We start from the raw sequence: 18473 nt of genomic DNA, 5'->3' as shown, positions 1-18473 counted from the left end.
TGATGTTCTCCGAAACATAGTACTAATGGACAATCTTTATGGTATGTCCCTTTTGTCCGTTTCGACATTAACGGTATCCGCCATTCGGGACGGTGATCTCAAACCGTGCACCTTGTTCTCCATTTTCCCTGATGGTAATACCGGTGATCGCAAGGATCTCGCGGACTAGGAAGAGCTCGAAACCCCGGTAGCTGCCCTCCAATTTCTGGAAGATCTTCTCTTTCATATCCGGCGGTATTCCCGTTCCATCATCCTCACAAGTGATCGCCAACCCCGAACCGGTGATCTGGCTGGAGAAGCGGATCGTTGTGACGGTCTTCCCGTGACGGATGGCATTGTCCATCAGGTTGTAGATCACTTTCTCGAAGAGCGGGTCTGCATAGATCTCCATCCTGCCAAGATCCTGAACGATCCGGACTTCGGTCCTCTCGAATGACGGTGCCGTACGGGCGATCACCCCGGCCACCAACTGCCAGACCGGTTCGCGTATGCCGACCTCCTCATACCGGATGTTGAAGTTCATCTGCTGTTGGATCAGCCCGGCGAGATCCTTGATCTGATAGAGAAATCCGTCCCGCTTGTCGGTATCCCTGGAAGCAAGGGCCATATCCACGGTTCCGAAGAGTCCGGTGATAATGTTGAGGAGATTGTGACGGGTGATCGTATTCATCAGGTCCAGCTTCCGGTTGGCCAGCTCGATCGCCTGTTCGGAACGTTTCCGCTGCGTGATGTCGCGGGCGATAGCAAGGACTATCTTCCGTCCTGAGAAGGGGAAGATATGGATGTTGACCTCGATCGGGAAGATCGACCCGTCTTTCCTCCGGTGTTCCGCGGAAAAGGTATGATACCCGGTCTTGCCGAAAACCTCAGCGATCTGCGGTATTTTCTTCCGATGCTCTTCGGATACAATATCCTTCACGGTCATTCCCAGCAGTTCCTCCCGGGTGTATCCGAGCATGCTGCACATGGTGCTGTTCACTTCGATGAACTTCCCCGGGGACCAATCTGCTTCCATACCGTGGATATAGATCTCATCATTGGCATTGTTGAAGACGCTTCGGAACTTCTCTTCGCTCTCAATGAGCGCCTGTTCTCGCGCCGCGATCTCGTTATACTGGCCACGGAGTTCCTCATCCTGAGCAGCGAGCTGTTCGTACGCGGAACGGAGCTCGGATTCCGCGTGTTTGCGCTCGGAGATGTCCCGGATTGCCTCAATTGCCCCGACAATTTCACCGCTCCGGTTATAGAGCGGGCTTGCCTTCGCCATGACCGTGATCTTATGCCCACAGGGGGCTGACAGCGCAGTCTCGGCCGAGATCTGGGAGCCATCGCGGACGATATTGGTATAATACCGTGCCACTATCTCGTCGGGCTCAAAAATGAGGTCGATAAGGAGGGGTCTCCGGAACCCGTAAAAAGGTACTGAGTACTCGTATTCTCCCTTGCCGAGAACCGATCCAGCCGGCGTTCCAGTCATCTCTTCGATCGCCCTGTTCCAGGCGATGACACGCCCGTCATCGTCGATCGCAAACGTGGCGTCCGGCAGGAAATTAATGATATCAGCGAGCCGTTTCTCCGATTCCTTGATCGCTGCTTCTGTTTTCTTCTGTTCGGTAACATCCCGCATGGTGTGGACGACACCAATGAGGACCCCAGACGGGTTAAGGATAGGGTCAACAACGATGTCAAACCAGCGGTTATTCATTTGGAGCTCTGCCTTTTCACGCTTCAGGGACTCCATCATCTGCACGGTAGGGCACTCGGGAATATGGCTTTCTGTCCCGTGCATTACTTCCCAGCAATGACGGCCTTCGAGACTTTCTCCGTTTTTCACCCCGGCAATCTCATACATCGTCTGGTTGCACCGGATGATCTTTTGGGCAGCATCCAACAGGCAGATCCCATCGCTCGTGGCTGCAAATGTTGTCTCCCAGTCGCGTCCAGCCTTCCGAAGCGCCGATTCCGCCCTTCTGCGGGCCACCGCCTGGCAGATCTTGTGTGCGAGCTCGGTGAACTGTGATACCGGCTCCCCACCTTTCTGGAGATAGAAATCTGCCCCTTCATTTAAGGCCTGGATGACAACCTCTTCACGTCCTCGTCCGGTGAAAAGGATAAACGGGATAGTATTTCCTGAAGTTCTTACTTTCTTTAAAAATTCGATACCATCCATACGTGGCATCTGGTAATCAGAGATGATGGCATCGTAGTGTTTTGTATTCAGAAGAGGAAGTGCAGCTATAGCAGAGGTAATGATGTCAACGCTGAACTGCCCGCTCTGCTCAAGGAAGAGTTTGCCGATCTCGAGCATGCCAAGCTCATCATCGACATAGAGAATGTTATAAATAATTCGATCTCCTTGAATGATAATAACTCATTTCATCCTATGTAATTATTAAAATTTATTAAATTTTTTTTATCTTTTCGGCTCTACAAAATCAACTTTCATCGGCAGCTTTCCCAAACCTTCTGATCTCAAGCAGGCTGGGTTCGTCATCTTCGTCATCAATGTAGAGAACCAAGATAATGATACGTGTCCTCCCTGTCTCAGGTAGATCGGATCCTTCTGTTGGTTTATGTTTCCACATGAGATGCCGGAACTATTGTCCGGATAGTCTTCTCGAGCTCATCAAAGCTCGAACCGGAATAAGGTAATTTCGGAACAAAAGCAACCCGACCATACCGTGTGGCTTCAGCTTCCATACCGCGGTTCTGCTTTAAGATAAAGAAAACAAAGGGGGTCATTATTCCCTTCTGCCGGGTTTGTCGAAGAAGATCGATACCTGATGATTCCTTGAGATTGTAATCAGTGACAATGACATCAAAGGAGATGTAGTCCATTTTCCGCAACGCTTCTTCGATCAAGAGTGATGATTCGACCACCATATCCTTATGTCTCTCAAGAAAATGGCCGAGGGTGTCCTGCAATAACTGCCCGTTGTCTACATAGAGTACGGCAATCATAAACTAACCCCACGTCTCAGTACCTATCTCTGCCCGAAAAAAGGGGATATTCTTTTCTGTACCATTAGGTTCCAGTCTCAGTCTCATCTTAACCAAACCCCCTCAAAGCCGGCAGATTATGCCGTCAGGCCGATGTGTTAACATCCCTCAGCAGCTGCTTGATATCGATCCAGATGATCAGTTCGTTCTTTTCCTTGTCCTTGACCTTCACCCTCCGCTTGATAATTCCAATGAGCGCTGTATCCTCCTTGCTCATCGATGCAGAGGTATAATCCACCTGATTTGGCTCAAATGTCGAAACCGACGTTACATCATCGACGAGGATCCCGATCTTAGTACCCGTGATCTTGTCATCGAGCACAATAATCCGGGATGATTCGGCTGCGATCTGACCGCTCTCGGTGATATTGAGCCGGTGCTTGAGATCGATGATAGTCGTGATTTCGCCCCGGAGATCGATGATCCCCTTTACATATGCCGGCACGTTGGGAAGTTTGGTGATCGTGGTGTATTCCACGACTTCCTTGACATCAAACAGGTCGATGGCAAAGAGTTCCTTGCCCAGGGCGAACTCCACTACTTGGATGTTGCCCTGCCGTTTCCTGGCTGTATCTTCCGGGTTTTGGGCCTGCGCCACTTGTGGCTCGCTTGTTTTTGCCGCCATTGTAACGCACCCCGTTTAATCCACCTTGAATTTCTTGTTTGCTTCCATTGCCTCGACGGCAACTTTATTTACGGATTCCACCATCCGGGTGATCTCGTCCAATGCCGCTGATGATTCTTCAGTAGCTGCCGCTGCATCACTGGCTTCCTTCGAGGTCTGTTCCACCAGACGCGCCACTTCGCTGACACTTGCCGTGATCTCTTCGGTTGTTGCCGCCTGCTCTTCGGTTGCCGCCGCAACCTCAGTCGCGCTCGTAGCCACCTTCTCAACGGCAGTTGCGATCTTGTTGAAGAACTGCAATGTCTCGGTCACCATTTGTGATCCGGTTTCGACAATACCCTGCGCATTGTTCATCGCGGTGGACGCGTTCTGGGTGCTCTTTTTCAGGGAGGTAATCATCTCCTCGATCCGCTCGGCAGAGTTCCGGGACTCCTGCGCCAATGATTTTACTTCCGTTGCGACAACGGCAAAGCCGCGCCCCGCATCACCGGCACGCGCAGCTTCGATAGCGGCATTGAGTGCCAGCAGGTTTGTCTGGTTGGCCAGTTCTCGGATGAGTAAGACGATCTTGGAGATCTCCCCCATCTGCTTTTCCACGTCCGATACGATCTCATATACCTTTGCAGACGATGTGGAGATCTCCCCCATGCTCTTCTCCGCCTTGGTCGCAAGTGCTGCGCCGGACTGGGAGAGGTCATTGGTCTGTTTGGAGAGGTTCGATACCGATTCCATGCTTGACGTGATCTCCTCAACCGCTGCGCTCATGTCCTGCATTGCTTTTGCAATCTGTTCAACGCCATCCGATGCCTTTTCCGCATTGGTACTGACTTTACTCGCGTTCTGTGCGATCTGCTGAACACCTTTGGAGCCTTCTTCGATGCTGCGGGTCGCATTCTCCGCTGTCGAAACCAGGTTCAGCATCCTCTTGTTCACATCGGCAATGCTGTTTTCAAGGTTGATGACAATCCCTCGGACCGCATCCCGGAGTTTGACGATCTGCTCATAGGTCTCTTTTGTGTCCTCATCCGGCTTGGTAATCTCATACCGGACGGTCAAATCCCCTTGAGCCATCTTGGCGTAGACCTTACTGAGTTCTTCAACTTCGTGAGCCATGAACTGCTGGCTCTTGACAATCTTGGTAATCTCATTGTACGTGACATAGACGTACTTTACGTCCCCTTTTTCACTCAGCAGCGGTATATTGGTCCGGACGACGACATGTAGTCCTGATGGCGTTTCAAAGGTGCTCTGGCCGATAGTTATCCTGCGGCCGTTGACAGCGTCAGCCAATGATTCACCTGAGTCTTTGAGGTACTTGATCATTCCCTGTGCCCGGAAATCGGAGTATTTTATAGCCAGTAACCGGTCCTTGCTGTATCCGACCAGCTTGCAGAATGCGTCGTTTACCATGAGGAACTTGAGGTTGGCATCCACGACCGCATGCGCTAGCGGATTCTTTTCAAACATTTCCGTTAAGTCTTGTAATTCTACCATATCGTTCACCCGAGTCGGATAACCTGTTCTTTATACACTTCATTCATTACCTGTCCAAGGCCCGTGTACATCGCAGAGAGCCCGCAGATAATGCCAACGACACCGGCAATCTGGAGGACAGCAACACTGCCGGTCATGTTCCCCGCGATCAGGAGCAGGAACAGTACCGTCAGGAGTCCGAAAACTACCTGGAGCGCTTTTGACAACTTTAATGTGATGATGAACATCACCAGTGAGAATAAACCCCATAAGGTGAGGAACGATACGAGCGCTTCTTTCTGGAGCGGGCCGCTCCAGCCAAGCACCGGCATGAGGATCAAGCCAACAAGCGAGATCCAGAAAAAACCGTACGAGATGAACGCGGTCGTGCCGAACGTGTTGTTCTTTTTCCATTCCATAATACCTGCGATGATCTGCGCAATACCGCCGAAGAATATCCCCATCGCAAAGATCGCTGAACCCATCGCAAAGAACCCGGCATTGTGCAGGTTCAGAAGCACTGTGGTCATGCCGAATGCCAGAAGGCCCAGCGGTGCCGGGTTGGCCGTTGTGTCGGCAATTCTGATTGCATCCTTAATATAATTGTTTTCAGTCACTTTACTCACCAGCATAGTTGAATGTTGAAATCCCAGAACCGGTTTCATCCGGTTTGAAGGGTAATTATTCCATTATTCTTTATAGTATAAAAATATTCCGTATAATGATGATTATCAAAATTGATTAATGATAACCAACAATAATAATATATACTGTCAACTAGCATTAATATTCGAGGAGTTGATGATACTTTGGAGAGAGAAAATGAACTGGAAAGAATCAAAGATCTATTAAAAATCAGTCCGAAAGGGCTGACCATTGAAGAAGTATCAAAGAATCTTTCGCTCAACCGGGCAACGGCAGCAAAATACCTCAATTCTCTGGTGATGTCGGGCCAGGCAGACATGCGGGAACTGGGACGGGCAAAGCTTTTCTATCGTTCCCAACGGCTCCCGTTGACCAACCTGCTGAGTCTGGCATCGGATCTCATTCTCATCTTGGATAATGATCTCTTCATCCAGGAAGCCAATGACCCATTCCTTGCCTGTTTCAAGGTTTCAAAAGAGGAACTTAAAGGGAGGCAATTAGAGCATTCATCTCTTGCCTCCTATTTTACTGAAGAACATTTTGCTGCCTTGAAACAGGCACTTGATGGATCGGGCAGTATATTTGAGATTGATATAGAAAGGATTGGTAAACATCGATATTTCAGAATGAAATTCATACCGCTTGTTTTCGAAGCGGGCGGGCGTGCAGTTGGTATTATCTTCGAAGATATTACGGAAATGAAGAAGTACCAGCAGGAGCTTGAAAAACGGGTGATGGAGAGGACTACGGAACTCGTTATAACCAACGATGTGCTTGAGAAACAAATCCAAGAACACCTCCGGTCAAGGGATGCTCTGAAGGAAAGTGAAAGAAATTACCGCCGGATTGTCGAGACCGCAAATGAAGGTATCTGGCTGATGGATAAAACGCTGGCCATAATCTTTGCCAACCGGAAAATGACAGATATCCTGGGCTATTCTTCAGAAGAGATGGTAGGCCAGGATGTAACGGCGTTTATCTTTCCGGAAGACATCACGGATCATACTGTCAAAGTGGAACACCGTAAAGAGGGGTTGAGCGAGAACTACGAACGCAGGTTTAGGCATAAAGATGGCAGGGAATGCTGGATGCTGGTCTCTGCTGTACCCATACGGGATGAAGGAGGACGGTTCAACGGTTCATTTGCCATGTTGACGGACATTACCGACAGGAAACGTCTGGAGTCTGAACTGAGACAAAAAAGCAGGTACTATGAACTGTTGCTGCAAACGTCAACAGATGCAATCCATATCATCGATAAAAACGGGAACCTGCGCGAATGGAATGATGCATTCTTATCCCACCTCGGATATTCCCCCACCGAGGCGGCATCACTGAACGTTGTGGATTGGGATTCGGAAGTGAGCCCGGATCAGGTGCTGGAGCGTATAAAATCAGGTAATGTGAAGAGCATCAAATTTGAAACACATCACCGCAGGAAGGATGGGATCCTGCGTGATGTGGAAGTGAACGCAACCCGCATCACCATCAATGGGGAAGACATGCTCTATGCATCGGCGCGGGATATCACGGAACGCAAGCAGGCGGATGAAGCAATAAAAAGGGCAAATAAACAGGTCAGCCTTCTGACCAGTATAACCCGGCATGATATTCTTAATCAGCTATCCATGCTGGAAGGATGTATTTTTCTCATGAAAAACCGGTCGGGTGATGAAAACTTTGCAGATCTGATTCAAAAAGAGGAGAATATTGCTGGTACGATCCAACGCCAGATCGTGTTCACCCGGGATTACCAGAATGTGGGTGTGCAGCCTCCCCAGTGGAAGAATATAAAAATAACCATTTCATCGGTGATCACAACGATGGATATTGGGAATGTATCCTTTGTAATCGATACGGGCAATCTGGAAATTTACGCTGACTTCCTTATCGAGAAAGTATTTTTCAATCTCATCGAAAATGCCATCCACCATGGTGAGCATGTCACCCGGATACACGTATCGTACCAGCAGTCAGAAAAAGAATTGGTTCTTGTCATTGAAGATGACGGCATTGGTATTCCCGAAGAGGATAAAGATAAGATTTTCACCAGGGGATTCGGAAAAAATACAGGATACGGGTTATTCCTCGCCCGGGAAATTCTTGCGATTACGGGAATCACCATACGGGAGACCGGAGAACCGGAGAAGGGAGCGCGGTTTGAGATGACGGTGGCGAAAGGTGCGTACCGGTTTACCGGTGACAAGTGATCGGTACAGGAATAGGCCGGAAAGACCTCATTTCTAGACTGAAGAATTCATTGGATAAATAATGAGTCAGATTGACCAAACGGTTCTGTTGCGTTGTCGGGACGTTTAAATAGTCAACATTGCTAGGTAACGACAATATCATTTTTGTTAAGTCCCGTTAACGCGACAGCACCGTGTTATGTTGTTATCATAAATTTCTGTTTTTTCACAGTCAACAATGTGTTATCTGATGAATTCATCTCCAATTAATCCTCGCTGATGCGACGAAGGAACACGAGAAGAAAGCCATCAGGCTCTCTTCGCTGATGTGACGATTAATTCCCCGCCGCTCGTGCAGCTTGAAAATATTCTGATAAATATTTTCTCACGCCTGCCATGCCTTTGGCGATGGCAGCATCCCCCCTATCGAGATAGTCTCTCAGAAGGTTAGTGAAAATCTCACCGAAAATGGGGTCGAAGATTTACTTTGTAAATCTTCTCCTCTTCGAGGTCTGAAGACCTCTCAAAGATTCAAGGGGATGCTTCCCTCGCGTTGCCCCCCTCCGGGAAGATAGCTGTTCCCGAAGAGAAGAGCAGGCTGGAGAATCCGGCATCTCATCAGAGATGTGGCAGAGGGAGTTTGGAAAAACTCCCTCTTGTTGAAAGTCATCAGACTTGAGACAGGAGAATGCTTCAGTGTCGTCGGACCTGAAGCAGGAGAAGAAGAATCTTCTCCTGACCGAAGGTCTTCGGTAGAATTTGTCAGAGTTCTTCGACCTGATAGAGGGAGTCACCCTCATAATCATCGAAGAATAAAATCAAATCACAGGATAAATAGGATTTCTCCAGAGCCGAAAATAGTGTCTTGTATGCGCCGGGTTTTTTGGGCATCCATCGTTCAAAGATGGTCTGATCTGGCTTGGTGATCCTACGAAATGGCAGATCCCGGTTTTCGGCGGCCGGTCGCCCGATTGAGGGTGATGGCGATGGACTGTTTTAACCATCCGCCGATATATTTTTATGAGGATAACACCCATCACCTGATTACCATGTACCTCATCATCCGCTGCCCGGGATGCAGGACATTCTCCTACGTGGACCGTTTCCAGCGCTGGAAACTCTGTCCGCTCTGCGGGCATGCGCATGAGGTTGTCAAGGCACCTGCGTATCTCGAAGTCGAGGATTACCACGAGGCCGAGCATATCGTAAAACAGATGGAAAAGCACCTCCACGCTACAAAAAAAAGAGATTTCACGCCGGAGGAGACCGCAGAACTCCGGCACCACTATGCCGAGGCCCTGCGCAAGAGGGCAAAAAGCAACCATGCCTAAATCTGTTTTTCGGTTTTTTTGTTTTTCCTGCTTGAAGAGATAAAAAAAGACGTTCTTGGGGGCGACGAACCTCACGGAGCGTGAGGTGAGGTGGGAGAAGAACGCGAAGCGTTCTTCGACTATTCTCGAATCCACAGTCGAAGAATCCTTAAGGATTCTTCTCCAGTCAGTCCTCGCTAATGCGACGACTGCCTCCCCGCCGCTGTGGCATCCCCCACAGCGTGATAATCACTCAGAATATTAGTGAGAAATTTTCAGAGAACGGGAGGAATTGATGGGGGTCGAAGATCGGCTCTTGCCTCCCTTCTCCTCTTCGAGGTCCGAAGACCTATCAGAGATTCAAGGGGGCGCTTCCCTTGGGCTGATTGAGTAGTCATCAGACTACGAAATCGAGAAGATGCATTCGCATCTTCGCTGCCTCCCCCTCTGGGGGAGAGAGGGGGTTACCCTCATGAATCCTGCCGGATAGTAAGGTGACTACCAGACGCCGGGCCCGGGGACGATCTATCTAAACCGGGGCAACCTACTGTACCCTGGAGGCAATCGTGATCAAGGCTGCAGATGCCGTGATGATCGGGGGCGGGCCGGCCGGGCTCTTCTGTGCAGTCCATGCTGCCGTACCGGGGCACCGGGTCATGCTCCTGGAAAAAAATGCGATGCCGGGCGCCAAGCTCCTGCTCACCGGGTCGGGGCAATGCAATATTACTCACGCAGGCACGGTCAGTGAATTTTTGTCGCACTATGGAAAGAACGGCAGGTTCCTCAGGGCCGCGCTGCACGGGTTCTCCAATGATGACCTCATCCAATTTTTCTCCGGGCGGGGGCTGGCGATGGCTGCTGAAGAGAACGGGAAAGTGTTTCCGGAGACCCGCGCCTCGGCTGACGTGCTCTCGGTGCTCATCCGCGAATGCCGGGAAAAAGGGGTGGAACTGAGGTGTGCGGAGCAGGTTGAGAAGATTGTGCAGGACCGGCAGGGGTTTATCGTACAGACCGGTAAAACGGTGTACTATACCAGCGCAGTCGTCATTACAACCGGCGGCATGTCCTATCCGGTGACCGGCTCGAGCGGTGACGGGTACCGCTTCGCTGCAGCACTCGGCCAGCCGCTGACGGAGACCGCACCGGCACTCACTCCGCTCAGGATCAGCAGCTTCCCGTTTGCCGCACTCTCCGGTATCTCGTTTGAGTCCCTGCCATTCTCGGTCTGGAGGGACGGGAAGAAAGTTGCGGATCATTCCGGGGATCTCCTTTTCACGCACTTGGGACTTTCCGGCCCGGGCATCCTGGATGCTTCGCGGGATATCCGGGCAGGGGATGGTATCCGGTTGTCGTTTGTGGGCGCCATGAGACGCGAGGAGTTTGCACAGGATCTCGCGCGGCGCGTGCAGGAGAACCCCGGCTGGCAGGTCCGGACCATCCTTGCCGCGTACCCGATCCCGGAGCGCCTCAACAGGAAACTGCTAACCTTGTCCGGGATTCCGGATGACCTCACCTGCGCCCACTTCTCGGCAGCGCAGCGATCGAAACTGGTCACGAACTGTACGGAATTCCCACTGACAGTTGCTGCGCTCGGGGGATATCCGGTCGCGATGGCCACCCGCGGCGGCGTTGCGCTGGAGGGCGTGAACCAGAAGACCATGGAATCAACGATCGTGCCCGGGCTGTTTTTTGCCGGCGAAGTGCTGGACATCGACGGGGACACCGGGGGCTACAACCTGCAGGCCGCGTTCTCGACCGGGTACCTGGCAGCGCTGGGGGTCCGGAAGAGGTGGGAGAGCGGCGGTCATCCGCCCTGACCAGACCCGCTTTTCCACCGCATGACCGGTCACAACGGTCTGAAAAGCCAGGCATTTTTCAGCAGCCGTTCATACAATCTAGAAGACGTTCATTCGCGTCTGTTTCAAGCCGGGGTCGGGGGATCGGTTAAAATTTTTCATGCAAGGCCTGGTTGAAAAATTCCAGGCGGGGGGGCAGCCGTGGGCCGGTGAGAGGGGGCGTCTGGCACGAGCCGGTGAGGAGAGCAGGTGCCGGCCCGGGTTGTGGATTCCGGAACTCGTCAACCTCAAAAATAAATATGGTTGACGATAACAAGTTATAGACGAGGGACCGGATAACCCCGCGCCGGTGAATCCCATGGATGAATTGCCCAGGATCCCAAAATGCATGAGCACCCAGCACCCGGACAACGTCCACGTACCTTTTTTTGCAGAATCGTCCGAGCTCGGTGGCGAGGATGAAGTCAGGGAGGCATATTATGTCTACTCGCATCTCAGCTGCCGGGAGCAGATGTGGGACTGCGAAGGAAAGGAAGTGGACAACTTCGTTGTCAAGAAGCTCCTCACCACCTATTCCCCTTTCTTTTCAGAAAAAAAACTGGGACGGGATATCTTCCTTACCCTCCGTGTGCCAAACCCGCAGGTGGAGAAGGCCGAGGCAAAGATCGTGCTCGAGACCCTGGAAAGCATCCCTCGCTCCTTCGACAGTGCAAAACTCTTCTATAAGGAAGATATTGCGCCTATCTTTGAAGTCATCCTGCCGATGACCGATTCCCATACCGCCATCGACAACATCTACCAGTATTATTCGGATTTTGTGATCGGCAAGCAGTACAAGCGGCTCGGCGGAAGGGATACCACCATCGCCGACTGGATCGGGACGTTTGGACCCCGGCATATCAACGTGATCCCGTTATTCGAAGACCAGAAGAGCATGCTCGGTGCCCACACAACGGTACGGCGGTACCTGCTCGACAAGCAGCTCCCCTACCAGCGGGTCTTTCTTGCCCGCTCGGATCCGGCCATGAACTACGGGCTTGTCAGCGCAGTCCTGCTCAACAAGATCGCCCTTTTCAATCTGAACGCCCTGCAGGAGCGGACAGGCACCCCGCTCTTCCCAATCATCGGGGTCGGGTCCGCACCGTTCAGGGGCAACCTGCGGCCGGATACCGTGGACCGGGTCAGCGCCGAGTATCCGTCAGCACATACCTTCACCATCCAGTCCGCATTCAAGTATGACTATCCGCTGGATGCGGTACAGACTGCAGTCAGGCAGCTTGAACAGCGCGAGGTTGTCGCACCGGCGGCCATTGATGAAAAACGGTGCTGTGAGATTATTGAGAGATATACGCAGGCCTATATTAACGAACTTCTCCCGCTTACGGACATTGTCAACCGGGTTGCAGCCTATATCCCGGGCCGGCGCAAACGAAAACTCCATATCGGCCTGTTCGGCTATACCCGGAGTACCGGCGGGGTCACGCTGCCCCGGGCGATCACCTTTACGGCTGCCATGTACTCGATTGGCGTTCCTCCCGAGATTCTCGGGTTATCTGCGCTTGACCGGGATGACCTTGCGTTTGTGCGTAAAGTGTACGTGAATTTTGACCGGGATCTTCTCGATGCGATCCGGTACATGAATCCGGATTCGCCGTTCCTTTCATCGTCCATGAAGGAAGCAGCGGAGCGAATCTGCGGAGATGAGGTACATGATGTGCACCGGCAGGTCACCAATTCGATTCTCCAGTCGCTTCACGATAACCGGAACAAAGATCTTCAGCCAATGATCCTGCAGGCAGCAAACATCCGGAAGTTTCTGGGATAGGATCAGCGAAAGGATTACCAAAGGAGCGCATCAGCCCGTGGCGGGGGTGCCGGACCGGCATGGCCGGGGAGCGGTGCCAGGGACAACTCCGCCAATCCCTGCCATTTCATTTCACGACCTGATCTCCAGGATTCCGGTTCCCGGATCATCCAAAAGGCAACAATTAGACGTTTTTCAGAGGCTGAAATGCCCCTCAAACAGATGAAAGGACGACGATGTGGGCATATCTGAAAAATGATGTGCCATAATTCGCAAAAAAATGTGACTATCAAAGATCCGACATTTCAAATCAGGCTCCGTTTGGCAAACGGAGGCCATTTATGGCAGTTATTTTTCAGAAGGATTGCAGATCCCGGGCACCACGAAAACAAAGGGTTTACGCTGGAGAGCATTGCCCGAAGGTGGTTTTCGTGCAGTGGGTAGGGTGGTACCGGGAACCCTGGAAGACATTATCCGGGATCTTGGGGGACCTACTCTCTCCAATTTGCACTTCTCCGTCGGAGATTTTCTTCCTATATTGGTGGCGCAGGTCCCGGAGAGGCAATAATTCGCGAAAATGGGGGACTAATTCCATGGATTTTCTCATTTTCACGTCGGAGAATGAAGGACGTATTTAGCCGCATTTGGAGGGCCGATCTCCGTCCGGATCGACCCCCAGTAGGTCAACACGGAAAAACCGAGGTTTTTCCTGAAAGTTCGGGTCTATCGACACTCACCTAATAAAAAGAACCCCTGTTTTTGGGCCCTGATCTATATTTTCCCATCGTATATCGCTGTGGACTTGGGCTAGGGACAAGGAGGAGGTGAATGACATTTTCCAATGAGAGGGCTGATAAATATTTTTTTTATCAGGGTCCGGTTACATTTCTTCAAGCAAGTTCCGGTTGATCCGGAATAAAATTTCAATCGCGATCAAGCTTGCGATCAAAAATTTCCAGGCAAGGTGCGATTGAAAATTTTCCGGCAAGTTCCGCTTAAGTTTTTTCAATCAAAGTCCGGTTGAAAATTTTCAAGCAAGGTTTGGTTGATCTGGAAATGATTCTCAATCGCGATCCGAATAGCAATGAAAAAATTTTGAGCGGGGTCTGGTTGAAATTTTCCGGGCGGGGGCTGGCCCGGTCGCGTGATAGTACAGCAGTTAGCCGGTGCTCCTGTGGCAAAATCCCGGTCGATTTGGAATGACAAGAGCGGGGTTTATGTACTGAACTAGCTGCGATGGATAATCGACAGGATGGAGATTTTATAATTTTAATACTCCACTATAAAAAAACCATTAAAAAATAATCGTTCTCTCATCCCTGCTCTTTCTGCTGCAGCCCGCCCTTCCCGATCGTGAACCCGGCTTTCCTGATCAGGTAATAGGCTCCCGCCAGCCCGATGATCACGACGCCGATCCCGATCATCTCGATGCCGGTCGTGGTCGCCGGGTCGAGGAGGATGACCTTCCGGGCGATCGCGATGATCGCAAGGAGCACGACAATCTCGACGTGGATGGCTTTCTCCCGGAAATACTCCATCATGGTGTCCAGCAGTTCGACACCGATCAGTACCAGCAGGAAAGCACCCAGGAGATTCACCAGTTCGTAGTTCTCAGACAGCCCGGGAGGGGGGTTCGTCAGCGAGGTTACCATGGTCCACGCAAGTTCCGCTACAGCAAAGGCAAGGACCACCATCAGCAGGATGATGAGCGTGCCATATAGGATCTTTTCAAATTTCTCAACGATATCCAGCATATCTTTCATCTCCGCTCTCGTACGGGATCAGGTCCGGCAGGCCAGGGTCATAGAGGTTCACGATGTCGCCGATGACGATCACGGCCGGGGGCCTGACACCGGCTTTTTTTGCTGTATCCGCGATGCCCGCGAGGGTCCCCGTTGTAACCCTCCGGTCCTTCCTCAGGCCCCGCTCGATGATGGCGACCGGGGTCTTCGCCGGCTTTTTGTTCTTCAGCAGCGCTTCGGCAATCTTCGGAAGGTTCGCAACGCCCATGAGGATGACGATGGTCCCCCGGCTCTCCGCCAGCAGTTTCCAGTCAAGGGCCGGGCCGGGTTTGGCCGGGTCCTCGTTGCCGGTCAGGATAGTCACCTGAGAGGCATATCTCCGGTGGGTGAGCGGGATACCGACCGATGCAGGAACGGCAAGGGCGCTCGATATGCCCGGCACCATCTCGACCGGGATCCCGGCAGCGCGGACCGTCTCCAGCTCCTCCCCGCCGCGGCCGAAGAGGAACGGGTCGCCGCCCTTGAGCCTGACCACTACCTTTCCTCTTTTAGCCCGGTCCACCAGCAGGGCCTCGATCTCGTCCTGCTCGAGGGTGTGGCTGCCGCCGTACTTGCCGCAGTCGATCTTCTCGGCCCGGGCCGGGAGCGAGGCGAGGATCTCTTCCCCGGGCAGCTGGTCGAAGAGCACGACATCGGCCATGTCGATCACGTGCCTCCCGCGCCGGGTGAGGAGCCCTTCGCCGCCCGGGCCTGACCCGACAAGGTACACTTTACCGCTCATGCATGGATCCCCAGTTTTTTGTATGCATCGTCGATCAGGTCCTGTGCCCCCGCCCGCAGCTGCCGCCCCTGCTCACGGGCCTGTTCGATGGTTTTGATATCCGTCTCGATCCGTTCCGTCCGCTGCCCGTCCAGCGAGAGGACCTCTGCGATGAGGTGCCCCGCCCGGCAGTAGATGCCGAGCGGTGTGAAACATCCCCCGCCCAACTGCTCCATGACCGCCCGTTCGATCGCGACATCCGTCCGGGTCTGCGGGTGGTCGAGTGCCGACAGGACCTCCATTAAGGAGGGGTCGGCCCGGCTCACGACCGCAATGGTACCCTGGTTGGGCGACGGGACGAATTTTTCCGGGGGAAACCGCTCGCCCTGGATCCGGATCCCGAGCCGGGTCAGCCCGGCCTCGGCAAGGACGATGGCGTCGTACTCGCCGGCGCTCATCTTCCGGATCCGGGTGTCCACGTTCCCGCGAAGGTCCTTGGTGATAATATCCGGGTCGTGGCGGAGGAGCTGGGCGCGCCTGCGGGTACTCGAGGTGCCGACAATCTTCACGGATGAGATCGCGCCCCGGTGGGCAAGAAAATCGGCCGCGGAATCGCGCTTGAGCACGGCAGCCGTGACCAGCCCGCTCGGGCGGTAGGCGGGGATATCCTTCATGCTGTGGACTGCACAGTCGATCTCCCCGGCAAGGATTGCATCGTCAAGGGCCCGGACAAAAACCCCCTGGCCGCCGATCTCGTGGAGGGGCACCTGGGTGGATGCATCCCCCTGCGTGCTGACGATCACTTTTTCCGACCCGATCCCCAGTGCGGTCAGTTTCCTGATGACCGTCTCTGTCTGGACGAGGGCCAGCTTGCTGCCCCGGGTCCCGATCTTTACCGGCATTGTGTGTACGCCCGTGCGAGGGTTGCAAGGTCCTGATCGCTGTGCGCTGCCGAGAGGAAATTGGTCTCGAACTGGGAGGGCGGCAGGAAGATGCCGTCATCCAGCATCCGTTTCCAGAAGGTCCCGAACGCCGCGGGGTCGCATTCCTTCACTTCCCGGTAGTTTTGAGGGGGCTCGCTCCGGAAGAAATACTTGAACATCGAGCCGAGCCGGACGAAGGATCCGTTCCCTCCCTCGCCAAGCGACTCCCCGAGGGCCCGGGTCTTCTGGTCGAGGCTGTCGTACAGGGAAGGGTGGCTGTGGAGGTAGCGCAGGGTGGCGATACCCCCGGTCAGCGAGAGCGGGTTCCCCGAGAACGTCCCTGCCTGGTAGACCGGGCCCTGCGGCGCCACCAGTTCCATGATCTCCCGCCGCCCGCCAAAGGCACCGATCGGCAGCCCCCCGCCGATGATCTTGCCGAGCGTAGTGAGGTCCGGCCTGACCCCGTACTTCACCTGGGCTCCGCCGATCCCGACACGGTAACCGGTGATGACTTCGTCGAATATGAGGAGCACGTCGTGGGCCTTCGTGATCTCCCGGACCTCCCGGAGGTAATGGTCCTCCGGCAGGACGGGCCCGATGTTGCCGAGGACGGGCTCGAGGATGAACGCGGCAACATCGTCATGAGCGGAAAGGACGGATTCCAGCATCCCGGGGTCATTGAACGGCACCTGCAGGGTATGGGCGACAAGATCGGCAAGGACGCCGGCCGAGTCGGGGACCCCCATGGTCGTGGCACCTGAACCGGCTTTGACCAGTACTCCATCGTGGGCCCCGTGGAACCCGCCTTCGATCTTGACGATGTCCTTCTTTCCGGTGAAGCCGCGGGCGAGCCGGATTGCCGCCATGGTCGCTTCCGAACCGCTCGAGACGAACCGCACCATCTCCATGCCCGGGTGGTCGGCGGTGATCATGCCGGCAAATTCAGGTTCGAGCGGCGAGGGCGTACCGTAGAGCCAGCCGTCCCCGAGTCGGGCCGCGATGGCATTCTTCACGAGCGGGTGTGCATGCCCGAGGATGAGAGGGCCGTAGGCCATGCAGCAGTCGATGAGCTGGTAACCGTCGACAACAGTCAGGCGGGAACCTTCGGCCCTTGCTGTATAGAACGGGTAGGGCTTGATCGCCCTCACCGGGCTGCTGACGCCGCCGGGCATCAGGGTCTTTGCAAGCCCGAAGAGCTCGCTGCTGCTCTTCTTATTCATCGAGCCACCCGGCGGCCTCGCCTGCAAAGTACGTGATGATCAGGTCGGCACCCGCCCGCTTGATACAGGTCAGGCTCTCGAGTACCGTCTCCTTCTCCTTCAGCCACCCGTTCGCCGCAGCGCTCTTTATCATCGAGTATTCGCCGCTCACCTGGTACGCGGCCACCGGCAGGCCGAGGGTCGCGACTTCCGAGAGCACGTCGAGGTAGAACCCCGCGGGTTTCACCATCAGGATGTCGGCCCCCTCCTCTGCGTCCATCCGGGACTCGAGGAACGCCTCGCGGCCATTCGCCGGGCTGATCTGGTAGCTGGTGCGGTCGCCAAACGCGAACCCGGAGTCGGCCGCCTCCCGGAACGGGCCGTACAGGGCCGATGCGAACTTTGTCGAATAGGACATTATCAGGACCTCCCCGAACCCTGCCGCATCCAGCGCCGTGCGGATCGACCCGACCATGCCGTCGAGCATGCACGACGGGGCCACGATGTCGGCACCTGCCTCTGCGTGGCTGAGGGCGATCCGGTTCATGAGTTCGAGCGACGGGTCGTTGAGCAGGTCGAGGCCGCAGCGGGTCTCCCCGACGATCCCGCAGTGCCCGTGATCGGTGTACTCGCAGGCACAGACGTCGGTGATGACGACCATGCCCGGGACCTCTGCCTTCACCCGCCGGACAGCCTGCTGGACCACCCCTTCCGGTTCGTACGCGGACCGCCCTTCCGGGTCTTTCTTCTCCGGGACCCCGAACAGCAGTACCGCCCGGAGGCCTTTCTTCCACAACTCCTGCGCCGCACTCCCGATGCCGCTGACCGAGTACCGGGACTGTCCCGGCATCGAATCAATAAGTCGTGGGGCCGCGATCGTCTCATCGACAAAAAGCGGGGCCACGAGATCATCTTTTGTCAGGGTGATCTCGCGCAGGAGCGGCTGGATATTCCGTGACCGTGCCCTCCTCATCCGTCTCTGGGGAAACATGCTCTGATGCCACTCC

At 54.1% G+C, this 18473-nt stretch carries 14 protein-coding genes; 4 read left to right on the top strand and 10 right to left on the bottom strand.

The window, feature by feature from the left end:
* Positions 1–67: 67 nt before the first annotated feature.
* From ABSB80_RS07165 to ABSB80_RS07145, 5 genes are all read right to left on the bottom strand, one after another.
* Positions 68–2335, bottom strand: a complete 2268-nt coding sequence (locus tag ABSB80_RS07165) for a hybrid sensor histidine kinase/response regulator (RefSeq protein WP_428369798.1) — start codon at positions 2333–2335, stop codon at positions 68–70.
* A 236-nt stretch (positions 2336–2571) separates the two neighbouring features.
* Positions 2572–2961, bottom strand: coding sequence for a response regulator (locus tag ABSB80_RS07160; protein ID WP_428369597.1), 390 nt, complete (start codon positions 2959–2961; stop codon positions 2572–2574).
* Between the two features lie 124 nt (positions 2962–3085).
* Positions 3086–3625: a chemotaxis protein CheW gene (locus tag ABSB80_RS07155; protein WP_428369595.1), complete on the bottom strand. Its 540-nt coding sequence runs from the start codon at positions 3623–3625 to the stop codon at positions 3086–3088.
* Between the two features lie 15 nt (positions 3626–3640).
* Positions 3641–5092: a methyl-accepting chemotaxis protein gene (locus ABSB80_RS07150; protein ID WP_428369593.1), complete on the bottom strand. Its 1452-nt coding sequence runs from the start codon at positions 5090–5092 to the stop codon at positions 3641–3643.
* 32 nt (positions 5093–5124) lie between these two features.
* Positions 5125–5730, bottom strand: a complete 606-nt coding sequence (locus tag ABSB80_RS07145; protein ID WP_428369591.1) for an acetate uptake transporter — start codon at positions 5728–5730, stop codon at positions 5125–5127.
* A gap of 177 nt (positions 5731–5907) precedes the next feature.
* On the opposite strand from ABSB80_RS07145, the gene ABSB80_RS07140 reads away from it, so the two are divergent.
* The 4 genes from ABSB80_RS07140 (at position 5908) to ppcA (ending at position 12863) form a co-directional block, all read left to right on the top strand.
* The gene (locus ABSB80_RS07140; protein ID WP_428369589.1) at positions 5908–7953 is read left to right on the top strand and encodes a PAS domain S-box protein; all 2046 of its coding nucleotides are present in this window, start codon (positions 5908–5910) and stop codon (positions 7951–7953) included.
* Positions 7954–8981: 1028 nt separating this feature from the next.
* Positions 8982–9263 carry a DUF1922 domain-containing protein gene (locus tag ABSB80_RS07135; protein WP_428369587.1) on the top strand — a complete coding sequence of 94 codons (282 nt, stop codon included), beginning with the start codon at positions 8982–8984 and terminating at the stop codon, positions 9261–9263.
* Positions 9264–9808: 545 nt separating this feature from the next.
* Positions 9809–11059: a BaiN/RdsA family NAD(P)/FAD-dependent oxidoreductase gene (locus ABSB80_RS07130; protein WP_428369585.1), complete on the top strand. Its 1251-nt coding sequence runs from the start codon at positions 9809–9811 to the stop codon at positions 11057–11059.
* 337 nt (positions 11060–11396) lie between these two features.
* Positions 11397–12863: a phosphoenolpyruvate carboxylase gene (gene ppcA, locus ABSB80_RS07125; protein ID WP_428369583.1), complete on the top strand. Its 1467-nt coding sequence runs from the start codon at positions 11397–11399 to the stop codon at positions 12861–12863.
* A gap of 1292 nt (positions 12864–14155) precedes the next feature.
* Here ppcA and ABSB80_RS07120 read toward each other — a convergent pair.
* The 5 genes from ABSB80_RS07120 to hemB are packed head-to-tail and all read right to left on the bottom strand — an operon-like array spanning position 14156 to position 18457.
* Positions 14156–14605 carry a phosphate-starvation-inducible PsiE family protein gene (locus tag ABSB80_RS07120; protein ID WP_428369581.1) on the bottom strand — a complete coding sequence of 150 codons (450 nt, stop codon included), beginning with the start codon at positions 14603–14605 and terminating at the stop codon, positions 14156–14158.
* Positions 14580–15365: a uroporphyrinogen-III C-methyltransferase gene (gene cobA / locus ABSB80_RS07115; protein ID WP_428369579.1), complete on the bottom strand. Its 786-nt coding sequence runs from the start codon at positions 15363–15365 to the stop codon at positions 14580–14582. Before cobA ends, ABSB80_RS07120 begins: the two co-directional genes overlap by 26 nt.
* Entirely contained in the window at positions 15362–16246 is an 885-nt protein-coding gene (gene hemC / locus ABSB80_RS07110) for a hydroxymethylbilane synthase (RefSeq protein ID WP_428369577.1), read from the bottom strand. The genes cobA and hemC overlap by 4 nt, the downstream gene beginning before the upstream one ends.
* Positions 16237–17487 carry a glutamate-1-semialdehyde 2,1-aminomutase gene (gene hemL / locus ABSB80_RS07105; RefSeq protein ID WP_428369575.1) on the bottom strand — a complete coding sequence of 417 codons (1251 nt, stop codon included), beginning with the start codon at positions 17485–17487 and terminating at the stop codon, positions 16237–16239. Before hemL ends, hemC begins: the two co-directional genes overlap by 10 nt.
* The gene (hemB, locus tag ABSB80_RS07100; RefSeq protein WP_428369573.1) at positions 17480–18457 is read right to left on the bottom strand and encodes a porphobilinogen synthase; all 978 of its coding nucleotides are present in this window, start codon (positions 18455–18457) and stop codon (positions 17480–17482) included. Before hemB ends, hemL begins: the two co-directional genes overlap by 8 nt.
* Positions 18458–18473 lie beyond the last annotated feature (16 nt).

Origin of the sequence: Methanoregula sp., assembly GCF_050010295.1 — an archaeon.
Lineage (GTDB): Archaea > Halobacteriota > Methanomicrobia > Methanomicrobiales > Methanospirillaceae > Methanoregula.
The sequence above is the reverse complement of the archived record's forward strand: the minus strand, read 5'-3'. Positions and strand labels throughout refer to the sequence as shown.